Annotated in this window: 11 protein-coding genes; 4 read left to right on the forward strand and 7 right to left on the reverse strand. The window is 59.7% G+C overall.

Annotation, left to right across the window (positions count from 1 at the left end; all coding sequences use genetic code 11):
• Positions 1-24: 24 nt before the first annotated feature.
• From vccC to DES53_RS18470, 5 genes are all read right to left on the reverse strand, one after another.
• A complete protein-coding gene (gene vccC, locus DES53_RS18450) occupies positions 25-1107 on the reverse strand; it encodes a Verru_Chthon cassette protein C (RefSeq protein ID WP_113959761.1) in 1083 nt (360 codons plus the stop codon).
• Between the two features lie 2 nt (positions 1108-1109).
• Positions 1110-1640, reverse strand: coding sequence for a Verru_Chthon cassette protein B (gene vccB, locus DES53_RS18455; RefSeq protein WP_113959762.1), 531 nt, complete (start codon positions 1638-1640; stop codon positions 1110-1112).
• Positions 1641-2280: 640 nt separating this feature from the next.
• On the reverse strand, positions 2281-2832 hold the full coding sequence (locus DES53_RS18460) for a hypothetical protein (protein WP_113959763.1): 552 nt from the start codon (positions 2830-2832) through the stop codon (positions 2281-2283).
• A gap of 158 nt (positions 2833-2990) precedes the next feature.
• On the reverse strand, positions 2991-3713 hold the full coding sequence (locus tag DES53_RS18465; RefSeq protein WP_147263477.1) for a hypothetical protein: 723 nt from the start codon (positions 3711-3713) through the stop codon (positions 2991-2993).
• Positions 3714-3858: 145 nt separating this feature from the next.
• Positions 3859-4809, reverse strand: coding sequence for a UbiA family prenyltransferase (locus DES53_RS18470; protein ID WP_113959765.1), 951 nt, complete (start codon positions 4807-4809; stop codon positions 3859-3861).
• A 199-nt stretch (positions 4810-5008) separates the two neighbouring features.
• On the opposite strand from DES53_RS18470, the gene DES53_RS18475 reads away from it, so the two are divergent.
• Entirely contained in the window at positions 5009-5404 is a 396-nt protein-coding gene (locus DES53_RS18475; RefSeq protein WP_147263479.1) for a hypothetical protein, read from the forward strand.
• 12 nt (positions 5405-5416) lie between these two features.
• On the opposite strand, the gene DES53_RS18480 is transcribed toward DES53_RS18475, so the two are convergent.
• Complete coding sequence (locus tag DES53_RS18480; protein ID WP_113959767.1) at positions 5417-7144, reverse strand: hypothetical protein; 1728 nt, start codon at positions 7142-7144, stop codon at positions 5417-5419.
• Positions 7145-7316: 172 nt separating this feature from the next.
• On the opposite strand from DES53_RS18480, the gene DES53_RS18485 reads away from it, so the two are divergent.
• Positions 7317-7745: a YkgJ family cysteine cluster protein gene (locus DES53_RS18485; RefSeq protein WP_113959768.1), complete on the forward strand. Its 429-nt coding sequence runs from the start codon at positions 7317-7319 to the stop codon at positions 7743-7745.
• Positions 7746-8106: 361 nt separating this feature from the next.
• Here DES53_RS18485 and DES53_RS18495 read toward each other — a convergent pair whose 3' ends face one another.
• A complete protein-coding gene (locus DES53_RS18495; RefSeq protein WP_113959770.1) occupies positions 8107-8973 on the reverse strand; it encodes a bile acid:sodium symporter family protein in 867 nt (288 codons plus the stop codon).
• Between the two features lie 181 nt (positions 8974-9154).
• On the opposite strand from DES53_RS18495, the gene dnaG reads away from it, so the two are divergent.
• Together dnaG and rpoD are read left to right on the forward strand one after the other, a co-directional pair.
• Positions 9155-10984, forward strand: a complete 1830-nt coding sequence (gene dnaG, locus DES53_RS18500) for a DNA primase (RefSeq protein ID WP_113959771.1) — start codon at positions 9155-9157, stop codon at positions 10982-10984.
• Entirely contained in the window at positions 10981-12819 is a 1839-nt protein-coding gene (gene rpoD / locus DES53_RS33940) for an RNA polymerase sigma factor RpoD (protein ID WP_113959772.1), read from the forward strand. Before dnaG ends, rpoD begins: the two co-directional genes overlap by 4 nt.
• Positions 12820-12821: the final 2 nt, after the last annotated feature.

Raw genomic sequence — 12821 nt, forward strand, 5'->3', positions numbered from 1 at the left:
ACTGCTCCTTCGGTCGTTCTTGGCCTAGTACGTTCCGGTCCAGCGCGCATTTCGCAGCCGTACCGTGGTGGTGAAAACGCGGTAACTCAGCTTTTCATTCAGAAGAGCAGACTCCAGCGTGCGGACGTCCTCGTCATAATTGATGGCGTTCTGGAACAGGGAATCGAGGCCAAAGTCCGGCTTGATCTCGCCGTAACGCTCCTCCAGGCGCTCGGCGGATGCCTCATCGATGGCTACGAGCGTGAGCCGCAGAAGCGGTGGCAGCCGATGCCGGGTGGCCTTCTCCTCCGGCGTCTTCGCATGCTGATAGTTTCGGGTATCGTAGTAGTAGGAAGGCGCCAGCGCGTTGGGACTTAGAAAGGTGCCATGTACGTCCTTGCTGTCAGGCGGGAGCAGGGGCGTGATGACGAGCGCAACGATATTTTCTGCGACGGAGCTCACCTGCCCCGGCTGCGCCACCGCGTCCCGGAACCAAGCGAAGATTTTTCCGGTGGTAGATTCCGTGCCCAGCTTCGCATTGTAGGTCCCCATCTTCTCTGCTGGCACCTGCAGTTCCTTCAGGCGAAAGCGGTTTCGATCTGCCGTGGTCCCCAGGGCATTGAGGAAGGTGGCGCGCGACGCCTTATCGTCGCCGAACTCCACAAAATATCCCCAGCTATTCAAGAGGTTTCCCATGCCCTTCCACGAGGCCTCCTCGGTGAGTCCATAGGTCCCATGGAAAAAGATGCCATGCCCTGAATAAGGTCCCGCCGTGAAGAGAGGCTGATATCCACTCCGCGCGGGACCCGACACGAAGTGCAAGTCTGACTGCAACTCGTAGCTCACGGGTACCGTGTCTCGATTCTGGTTTTGGTACTCAAAGTCGTAATAGGGATTGATGTCGCATCCGGCCAGGCGGAGCGTCATTGCTTCAAAAGCAGCCTGCGCCTCCCTGAACTGCCCCAGCCTGGATTCAGCGATACGCATCTGGGTGAGAGAGGAATCCAGCATGAGCGTGGTGCTCACCATGATGACGGAGAGGATGGTGACACTCAACAACACCTCCACCAGCGTGAATGCTGGGGGGCCTGCCAACCCGGCTGCTTCTGTGCTGCATGAGGTATTCATTCTCACGTCGGCTTCTCGAGATTCACCAGCATGGCACGCGTGACACGCACACTCATCGGTAATTTCTTGCCATCCGTGATGGCCGCCTTCGCGTCATCCAGGTCCTTCCTGCCTTTGACACCGGGGCGAGACGACACCACGACCATCACCTGGCGCAGGGAAGGATTGGGAATACCAATCGTGCCCATCGATACACCCGTTACCGGCCCCAGGGTCACTCTGGCGGAATAGACGGCCTCTGCCTGGGCATTTGCTCCGGTGAGTTCGCATCCTTGATCATCGAAGTACACATCCCTGTCACTCCAACTCAGCAGTCCCAACCAGTCACCCTGCTGGACATCGCCGACCAGTTTGGCCGAGATCCGCGCGGCCGTGTTCGCCGACACGGCCTTCCCACTCATATCGATGGCAGCAGACAGCAGTCCCAGCAACGGAACCAGCGTAGTGATGAGAATGCCGACGGTGATGACCACCTCAATCAAGGTGGCACCGGAACCTGAGCCAGATAGAGTTCCATGACCGCGCGGTTTCATGGCAGCGCCCTTTTATCGCATGGAACTCAAAAGACGGTCTATAAGGAGTTTTGCAGAAAATTTTCTCCCGGAAAAAAATTGTGTGCTGAAATGGTTTCGTGGAAACAATGGGGCCCGGCGGAACGAATTCCGCCGGGCCCGCCGTTTACACACACACTGAAAAACTCCTCAGAACCGGATGTTCGCACTGACAGATGCCGTGTGGCTCTCGTCGATGTGCCGGCCAAAATCCGCGTTGTAACAGACGTTCATAGAGAACTGGGCTCCGACCTGCAGGCCCACATACCTCTAGCGTGGCTGCGGCCCGACTGACTGGCAGTAAACCCTTCGCGCCGTATTGCCCGTGCCGGCAACGTCAAAGGTGAAGGACTGCGCCCTACCTGCCCTGGGACACTGGCGTGGATAAGCACAAGTGACACTGCGATGAGCGGATGCTTGGGTGTCATGGGTGAGTTGTTGAATGCCGGCGCGTCTTATCGCGGCATCGCACCATCCTAAAAGTGAACCGTGGTGACGATTCCGTCGCCAAGGGTGGGCAAGCATCTCACCAAAGGCCGTGCTCCACAGGCCCGACAAAAAAAGAGGAGCGGTTGCCCGCTCCTCTTTTTTAAAAGGTTGGTGAGTTGCTGTTCGAGTTCGCTTAGAACGGGAACTTCACGCCGAGACGAACGATGGTGTAGTCAGCGTCGTCTTCATCAGCGGCGAAGTGGTAGGCACCGTCAGCGAAAACGCCGAGGTTGTTGGCGCCGACGAAGCGGGCTTCAACACCACCACCGACGAAGTAGTTGCCCTTGTCCTCGCTGTTCACGCTGAAACCACCGCCAACCATGGCGTAGGGAGCAACGCAGATAGAGGTGATGGGGTAACGCAGCACGAGTGCGCCGTCGAACTCATGGTGTTCCTGATCCGTGGCGAAGATGCCGTAGGTGCCCTGGATACCGATGTACTCGTTGAAGAAGTACTCGGCAAGCACGCCGCCGCCGAGGACGTCGTCTTCCACGGAGTCATTCTCGGGGAGATACCCGCCACCGAAAACGCCGAGGGCGAATCCAGGACCGAAGGCATCACAGCCAAGAGGAGCGGGAGCGGTGGGTTGCACTGCCTTGCCACCCTTACCCGAGTAGCTCACAGGGCCTGCGAAAGCGCTGGAGGCCAGCGCCACGGACATGATGAGGGATGCGATTTTTTTCATGCGTGTAGAGTAGGATTGCGGCGCGCACCCTACGCATGAATCAACTTCAGGCAAGCTTAAAAAAGCAGAAATTTTAAAAAATCCTGAAAGTCGGAATTTCTTAATAAAATCTGCTTTCCACTGAATTTCTAGCCGCCGGGAGGCAGGGACCAGCCCACCTAGTCATTCAGCACCATTCGTAGCTCGCCGTTGCCGACCTTGAAGTCCTTAATTCCTGCGGCGAATCGCTGGAGAAATTCGGAATTGAAGGAGCCCGGACCATTGTCCGCAAAGAGGTTCACGCCTTTCGCGTCACCCAGCCAGGCGTTGGGCAGGGAGATGTCATGGCGCACAGGAATGCCCCCCACACTCAGGTTGGCCAGGCTGAAATGCAGTTTGTGATTCTCATCCAGCTTCGTGTTGAAGGCGACCTTGATGCGGATGGTTTTGCCACCGATGTACTTCGTACTAGGATCGATCGGCAGCAGGAAGGTGGCGCCCAGCATGTCATTGTTCATGTGGAATTTCACCTTGTCCGCCCAGTCAGGCTGGTCGGCGAGCCATCCATTGATCTCGCGCTCGCTGAGCACGATGGTCTTCGCAGGGTCAGAAGGCGCAGGTGTCGTGGTGGCCGCAGGGCTGGGAGTCGGCTTGGACGGCTCCAGTTCAGACAGTTTGCCAGATTCCAAGGCGGCGAGCTTGGAGTTCAGCGTATCCTTTTCGGCCACGGTCAGGTTCACCGGCTTGAAGGGAGCGGCCTTGAAATTGTAGTAGTACCAGATCGTGGCGGCGGAGGCGGTGATCCCGATGATACCGACGAGCACGCACAGCACTAGAAGCACCTTTTGCCTGCCAGACGAGCGGCCAGGGTTGGGGTACACAGGGGGGGTTGGGGTGTTCATGGTGGTAGTGGGTGATGTCCGTACCGGGGTCACCGGTCCCTGCGGTCTGACAGGGAGGGGGGGTGGGCGTTGAAAAAATCCCGAGAAACTTCCGTGCCCACCATCCGGGCACCCCTTACACGCACGATTCCACGATTCCTGCACATCAACCCCACTTGACCGGCTGCATCAGGTGGAACCAGTCACGGGCGTAGTTTGTGTCCGTGAGCAGGAGCCAGATGGTGGCCGCTCCGGTGACGACGGTCCAGAAGATGATCCATGGATTCTGCAGGAGCTGCTCGGGCTCAAGGCGGGCCGTCTCCTCCTTCATGGCATGGCGGAAGTAGGCGATGACTGCGATGATGATGACGGGGAACACCAGCACGAGATTGTTCAGCACGGGATACACCGCCATGGCGATGCCGGTGCAGAAGCAGAACAGGTTCGCGTAGGTGATCATCGCCAGGATGAGCGACGTCTCCGTGTACACGCGGAAGGATTTGCGATACTTCCCGCTCACCTCGCGGTCGCCGATGAAACGGAACTCGCTGTAGCGCTTGCCAGTCATGAGTAGCGCGCCAAAGGACCACCATGCCAGCACGATGGAGAGCGGGGGCACGTGGTGCTGATCCACCAGCGCGTAGTAGCCCAGCCAGAGACGGATGGGATTGTTGAAGGACTCCGCGATGACATCCAAAAACGCCCGATCCTTCAGCCGCAGCGGGGGCACATTGTACACCAGCCCGCTCAGGAGCAGCAGCACCAGGGCCGTCTGGTAGGCCACGTTGAACTTCCACCACCAGCAGAGCAGAAAGGCCACCACGATGAGCGCTGCCTTCAGCCACCAGAGATACTTCACCTTTACCTTCCCGGCGGGGATGCCACGCAGGCGCTTGGTAGGGTGCACCGCATCAAAGGGTGCATCCAGAATCTCATTCAGGATGTAGTTCGCCGAGGCGATGAGGCACGCAGGAATAAGTGAGAGCACCGCCACGCCGATGAGGCTGGCGTCCCACTGGAAATTCAGCACCAGAGCCCACGCCACGACATGGCCGAACAGGATGAAGATGTTCTTCAACCAGTGTTCAGGGCGGCAAATCTTGAAATATTCGAGCATGAGGCAGGCAGGCGGGGGCAAGGGTAGTCAATGGTCCCGGCCCCGGAGTCAACCCCCAGCGTGAAGGATCCTTGGGCCGAAGGGGAGCCAGGACCGCGACCCTGGCCCACACACATCCGGCGGAATGCCCCCGCCTCTCTTCCCGTGCCTGCCGCAGACGCTTGCACGAGCGCGCCCGGGAAATACACTCATGGCCATCATGCTTGTCACCCTCTCCAAATTCCAGCTTTCAGGGACGCTTGAGGAGATATACACCGACCATGGCGGCTGTAGTGACGGCGGCAAGGCCATGCTGCGCCTTGTGGCTCGATTGCGCGGGCTGCCAGACAACCGGGAGGTCTACGCGCTGGTATCCCACGGCTGGCTGCGTCTGCGTCCTCAAGACGATTTCTTCAGCGAGAATCCCGACTATTTCAGGCAAGTCGTCCTCTATGCGCCCGACGAGAAGCGCTATGCGGTCGAATATATCATGCCTGAAGATGTCGCTCCGTGGCCCCAGGCGCTGGTGCGTGGGGAGACCGAATCGGAAGATGAAATGGTGAAGATGATCTTGGTGGCCCTGGACAGATCCGGTGAATGGGCGAATGCCGCATGATGCGGTGCTCCATCACCGGAACACCGTATCCACCCCCATCGCACTCTCCTTGGCAAATGCGGGAATCCAGTGTGGTCTGCGCTTGGAGATGACGCGGAAGATCATGGAGAGCGCATGCAGCGTGACGATGCGGTCCACCACGCGATAACCCCGGCGGCGGCGCATGAGGAGCGTCAGCGCCCAGCCGAGGTAACGCGCCTTCAGCCAGAAGGGCTGGAAGTGCATCTTGATGCGGTAGCGGCGGCGCGGACCGCCTTTCGGATACTTCGCCTTGTAGGCTTTCTTTGCGGCACGCAGCTTTTGCTCGATCTCCACGTCGAAGGTGCGGAAGTAATACTCACGCGCGAGGGCGAGGATGCCAAACGTGTCCCGCATGTATTCGATGTCCGCCACAGGCATGCTGCACTCGCCGGCGAGTTTCTGCATCTGATCGAGCTTCTGCAGGGATAGCGTGGCCGCGCGCAGGCAGCCTTCCTTGTCCTGCACAAAGTGCATGAGCACCTTCTTCACACTATGACTGATGAAAATGTTGTTCCAGTACACCTGGAGCATCGGTGGAATGCGCACTCTCCGGAAGAAAAGTTTTTGCCGGGCAAACTCCTCCACATAGAGCAGCTCGCGAATCACATCGTCAGAGTAACGCAGCAGTTCCAGCAGTGAGCGCCAGTTGGGCACGCCCTTCATCTCCGCAAAACCCTTCACCGCCTCCTCCACGAGCTGCCGCTTCTGGAAGACGCGGATGGTGACAAAGGTGTTCAGATCCGTCCATACCGCACTCTCTTCCAGCAGCGCCAGCCTGCGGAAGGGGACCCATCCGCCCGTCTGGCACCACACCATGAGGCCCACCATATTCTCCGCTTGTGCCAGCTCGTGCGCATAGCGTTCATATTCCCAACCAGTGAAACTCGGGTACTCGCCGCAGCCTTCGTACTCACGACGCGTCTGCAGCTCGATGATCTTCGCCACGCGCGTGCGGAAGAAATTCCTGTTCAGCGGCAGGTAGCGGAAGAAGTCCGACTCGCCGTATTTCATCGAGACGATGAGCGACTCACTGTCCTCCACGCCTTTCAGGACGGAGGTGAAAGTGCCGCGATGCCACATGAGGTCCCCGATGCGATACGCGCCCACGGTCCAGGTGCGGAAGATGAGCTTCCGCGAGTGTTTCTCGAACACGGGAAGCAGGGTCTTCAGAAAGCGGTTCACCTGCTTCGGATGCTTCAGGTACAGTTCGCTTTTGAAGTCATCCACCACATCGCGGCCATCGGATTCACCAATGCGCAGAATCACCCCGGATACCTCGGGGAAGTCTGTCAGGAAGCCATCCAGCAGTTCACTCAGGAAATCCTCCACCGTCCACCGCAGCCGCCCCAGTTGCTCACGGACCGCTGGCGTGGCGCTGAAGACATCCATGGTCAGGTAGATCTGCAAGCCATGGCTCCGCACCACCTCGAAACAACGGCGGAACTCCGTGCGCCATCTGGCAATACGAGCACGCATGTCCAGCTCATACCAGGAGTGATCCGCGAGATGGGTCACGTCATCCAGAGATACCGCATTGAATCCCATGGAGGCTGCCTTCGCGCAAAAAACATCCAGGTCTTCACGAATGCGCGCCCACTGTCCCACACTTCCATCCCCTTCCATCTTCAAGTGGGAGAAGGAAATCTTCGACCAGTTGATCGTGCGCCGTTCATCCCCGCGAAAGAAGGGGCCGATGGCGTCGATGAGGAAGAGGTGCATGGCTTTTATCACCGGACGGCCCGCAGGCCTGCAAGCAGCTCCCTGCAACACTTTTGCCACAACCCCATCCGTGCTTGAATATAGCTGCTTCCCTCACCCGTGTCTCTGCGGCTCCAAACCCTCTTGTTGTGCCACAGGGCTCCTCCGCCTATTCTTCATCCTTCCCCCTCTCATGTCCCTCAGCCCCGAACTCCGCCAGGAAATGGCCGCCATCTACAAGGCGGTGGCGGAGCGTCCCTTGGAGCGGATCTGTGCCATGAGCACGGAGTGTTGCCAGTTCCGCCTCACAGGAAGGACCCCGATGCTGACCAAGGGGGAGGCGATGTATGCCGCCATCGGCGTGCGGGCCAGTGGACGCAAGAAACTTCCCGAGCGCGACGACGGCGCCTGCCCGCTTCTCGGGAAAAACGGCCGCTGCATGATCTATGCACACCGACCCTTCGGTTGCCGCACGCATTTCTGCGATGCCGCCGGCGGTCCCTACCCGCGGAAGCACGTGGCGGACCTCATCCGGCGCCTCGAAGTTCTGGATGAACGCCTCAAAGGCGACGGCCCCCGCCCTATCCAGGGAGCAGTGGCGGATGCTCTGGAGGAGTTGTAAGAAACGCGCTCCCGCCCTTCTTACCCTCGCTTCTTCCATTACTTTTTCATCAGTATCCGGCAGCCAGAGAGGGCGCAACTCGCCATCATGATTGTCAGGACGACAAGGTGAAATCCGCCAACGGTTCTCGACCCGAGAAGTTCCCTCAACGAATCGAGCCCTGCGATAGCCATTGACCCAAGCAGCGGGAACAAGGGAATGACCGGAACCAGGCTTGTACCCCCGGATTCACCCCGCGCCTTTTTCTCGAGCAGAGTAGCGGGAATCCAAGCCAACCAGGCGATCCAGACAAATACGTGGGCTAAAATCGTGGGGACAGCCATGAGTGTTCACTGGAAGTTTCCTCGAACTCCTCACCTCCTCAAGCCGACCTTTGCTCCTCCCGTCCGTGACGGAGGATCATGTAGGCGCCACTGGCGAACATGAAGAGGCTGTAAACCACCGCCGGAATTGCCATGCGCGGACTCTCCAGCAGACCCAGTGCGATGGCGAGCGCGAGCGTGCCATTCTGAATACCCACCTCAATGGAGATGGTCCGGCGTTGTGAGACCGGCAGCGCGAAGATTGCTGCGACGGCATAGCCGACAGCCATCCCGCAGATGTTCAGGGAGATTGCGGCAGGCCCCGCAACCGCAAATTGTGCACCAAGATCCTTTTCCTTGAGCACCGCGGCGAGGATGACCAGTGCCAGAAAGGACACGGAAAGGACATTCACCGTCCTGGAGAGGCGCTCGGTGAGCTTGGGTCGCGCAGCATTCAGCCACATGCCAAGTGCCACCGGTAGCAAGGTCACCACCAAGAGCTGGAGAAAGGTTTTCAAAAACGGCAGGCTGATCACCTGTGCCTCACCGAGGAAGTGCTGCATGGAGAGCCCGAGCAGCAGCGGAATCGTGAACACCGTGATGATGCTGGAGACGGCCGTGAGTGTCACAGACAGCGCAGTATCCCCCTTCGAGAGATGGGTGATGATGTTTGATGTGGCACCGCCGGGGCACACCGCCAGGAGCATCAATCCCGTGGCCAGATCCGGCGGCAGCTTGAAGATATACGCCAGCCCAAAGGCCAGAAGCGGCAGGCTCACCAGCTGGCAGAATGAACCAAGGAGCGTAGCCTTGGGAGAGGAGACCACTCGCTTGAAGTCAGCAAGCCGCAGGGTCATGCCCATTCCAAACATGAGAATGATCAATGCCAGCGGCAGGAGGACGGATTTCAGAAGATCGGGAGGCATCACGAGACGTGGCAGGAGACGCTTTCTTGTCCAATGAAAACGGCAGCCATGAAAACTCCGTTCCCCGCTGTGCATCCGGGACCCGGGAGCTCCCGCCGTTGACCCCAAGGATTCCCATGGAATGCCATCTACTTGCGCCCCTTGACAGACCCGCCACATTTACCGGTTCCGGCCACCACCCATGCCCCGCATCCCCGAAGAAACCATCCAAGAAGTGCTGGAGGCCACGGACATCGTGGACCTCATCGGGCGGCACGTGAAGCTGCGGCGGGCCGGGGTGAACTTCGTGGGCCTGTGCCCTTTTCACCAGGAGAAGACGCCGTCCTTCAACGTGCGGCCGGCGCAACGAACCTACCACTGCTTTGGCTGCGGAGCCGGGGGGAATGCCGTCCGCTTCCTCATGGAGCACTCCAGCATCACGTTTGTGGAGGCAGTGAAGCGGCTGGCGGAGCAGGCAGGCATCCGCATCCAGGAGGAAGTCTACGATGCCAACGCCGAGCGCGAAGCCAAGGTGCGCAAGGCCCTTCTCAAAGTGCACGAGGAGGCGGTGGAGTGGTTCCACCTGCTGCTCATGCGGCACAAGGTGGCCGAGGATGCCCGCGCCTACCTGAAGTCCCGCGGCATCAGTCCGCAAACGGCCAAGGACTGGCAGATGGGCTATGCCCCACCCTATGGCGACATGCTGCGTGAGTGGGCGCTGGAACGCAAATTCACCGAGAACCTCCTGGTGACTTCCGGACTGCTCGCCCGACCCGACGAAGATTCCGGCCGACGCGACACGTACCCCCGTTTCCGCCACCGCCTCATGTTCCCCATCCGGAATGAATTTGGCGAGTGCATCGCCTTCAGTGGACGCGTGCTCGACAAGGAGGCCAAGGCCGCAAAGTATCTCAACTCACCCGAGACTCCCATCTTCAGCAAGAGCCGCGTCCTTTTTGGCCTGGACAAATCCAAGCGCGCCATCAGCAAGGCGGATCGTGCCATCGTCACCGAAGGCCAGCTGGACATGATTACCGCCTTTGCGAATGGTGTGGAAAATGTGGTGGCCCCCCTGGGCACCGCCTTCACCGAGTTCCACGCAAAGAAACTGAAGCAGCTCGCCGCGGAAGTGGTGCTTTGCTTCGACTCGGACACGGCGGGATACAAAGCCGCTGTGCGGGCCTTCACCATCCTCTCGCCCACGGGCCTTTCTGTAAAAGTCGCCCCCCTGCCCCAAGGTGAAGACCCGGACTCACTCATCCGCGGCCAGGGTGTGGAAGTGTTTCAGGAATATATCGGGCGGGCGCGTGAGTTCTTTGACTACATGCTGGATTCCGCTTCCGCGAACCGGAATCTCAGCGAGGTGCGTGAGCGCAGCCGCTTCGCCGGCGAAATGGCATCCATGATCCTCCTGGTCGACAACAACATCGTGCGCGACGCCGCCGTGCAAAACATCGCACGCCGGTTGAACATGCCTGAGGACGAATTCCGCCGGCAGATTGCCCGGGCGCAAAAGCCAAGCTCCGCCCCAAGCAACGGCGCGGCGGCACCCGTCGCTCCCCAGCCCACCCTGCCGCCGCAAGACAGGAATGCCATCCTGCTGTTTCGCTATGCACTCTCGGATGAGCGAATCCTCAACTGGCTGCGAAACACAGGCCGCGAGGAAATTCTGCAGAACCTCGCCGGATGCGAACTGCTCGCGCTGGTGTGGAAGTCCACAGCGAACCTCGCCGATCCCGCGGCGCTGGCCGCTCACCTGTCCCAAGTCACCCGTGAAGAGGAGCTGGCAGTAACCAGACAACTCTCCCTACCCATGCCTGAGGGAGGCCAGGAAGCCGCTGAGTGCGCCTTGGAGAATCTTGAGGTGCTCCGGCTCTATAATCTGATTCAAATGATCCAACTGGAAATCAAACAACCCGGTCTTCCGAACGCGGAAATGGCCCGTTTGCAGGAGCGGGAACTGGTCCTAAGGAAAGAATACCTTGACCGCCGCAGCCAATTGCAGAAGTTTTTAGGCCCGACAGCTCCATGAGTGTCCCTGCTGCCCCCCAGGATCATCCCGCGAGCACGAGCGCCCAGGTTGTGTCCCACGAACCACCCAAACGACGCCGTGGCCGCCCCCGCAAGCATCCGTTGCCGGATGCTGCGCCGGCACATGCCCATGTTAACGGAGCCGTGAACGGCAAGCGCCGTCGTGGTCGTCCCCCAAAGAATGCCCGTCCCGCGGAGCCGCCACCGGCACACCATGACGATATCAACGGACCGGAGATCCAGGAGAAGCTGCGCTTCCTCATCCGTCTGGCCAAGGAGCAGGACTATCTGACTTTCGACGATCTCAATGAAGCCCTGCCGAACGGGTTCGTCACGGCGGAGCTCATGGATGAGATCCTCGTCCGCCTGAAGAATCTCGAGATTCAGGTCATCGAGCCCACCCAGGTCGACCGCGTGAAGAACAAGTCCGTCGCCCTCGTGGCGGAGGATGACGAAAGCCACGCGGAAGAACGCGAGGAAGGCCAGCTCGACATGCTGGATGACCCGGTACGCATGTACCTGAAGCAGATGGGCGCGGTCCCTCTGCTCACCCGCGAACAGGAAATCGGCATCTCCAAGCGCATCGAAAAGGCCGAGGCGAATCTCCACAACAGCCTCCAGCACATCGGTTTCATCGCGAGTGAATACCTGCACCTCGGCGATGCTCTCGCCGGAGGCACGGAGCGTTTCGACCGGCTGGTGCTCGACCGCCAGATCGAAAATCGCGACAGCTATTTCAAGAAGCTCCGCCAGGTCTGCGACCAGGTGCGCGAGGGCATCGTGAAGGCCAACGAGCAGTACCAGGCCCTGATGAAGGCCAGTACCAAGCAGAAGGCCAATCTACAGGCCGCCTTTGAGCAGACCCGCTCGGGCATCAACAAGCTCTGCACGAAATTCTACTTCAAGCAGAAGACCAATGAAGACCTCATTGGCGTGCTGAAGCTGCGCCTTGCCGAGCTCGACCAGATTGAAATCGAATCCTCCCGCTCGCCGGATAATCCTGACGTGCACAGAGCACTCGAAGAGTTCGAGCAGCAGGCATGGGTGACGGCGGTGGACTTCCGCAAGTACTACGCGGAGGCGTTGCAATTCAGCAAGGAGTCCACCAAGGCCAAGACAGAGATGGTGGAGGCCAACCTGCGCCTCGTGATTTCCATCGCGAAGAAGTACACCAACCGTGGCCTGAGCTTCCTGGACCTCATCCAGGAGGGGAATATGGGCCTGATGCGCGCGGTGGAGAAATTTGAGTACAAGCGCGGCTACAAGTTCAGCACCTATGCCACCTGGTGGATCCGCCAGGCCATCACGCGAAGCATCGCGGACCAGGCGCGCACGATCCGCATCCCGGTGCACATGATCGACACGATCAACAAGCTGCTGCGCGTGCAGAAGCAGCTCGTGCAGGAGCTGGGTCGCGACCCGACCCCGGACGAAATCGCGGATGAAATCCACCTGCCTGTGGAGCGCGTGAATGCCGTGCTGCGCATGAGCCAGCAGCCCGTGTCCCTCCAGACCAAGGTGGGCGACAGCGAGGGCGACACCGAATTCGGCGACTTCATTGAGGACAGCAACACCGTGAGTCCCATGGAAGTCACGGCGATGAACCTTATCCGCGACAAGCTCAAGGACGTGCTGGATAGCCTCACCGAGCGCGAGCGCGCGGTGCTGGAGCAGCGCTTCGGCCTGGTGGACGGCGCAAGTCGCACGCTGGAGGAAGTGGGACGCCAGTTCCATGTGACCCGCGAGCGCATCCGCCAGATCGAAGCCAAGGCCCTGCGCAAGCTGCGCCACCCCACCCGTATCCGGAAGCTGGGCGGATTCTTCGGCACGCAATAGCC

Source organism: Roseimicrobium gellanilyticum, from assembly GCF_003315205.1.
GTDB lineage: Bacteria > Verrucomicrobiota > Verrucomicrobiia > Verrucomicrobiales > Verrucomicrobiaceae > Roseimicrobium > Roseimicrobium gellanilyticum.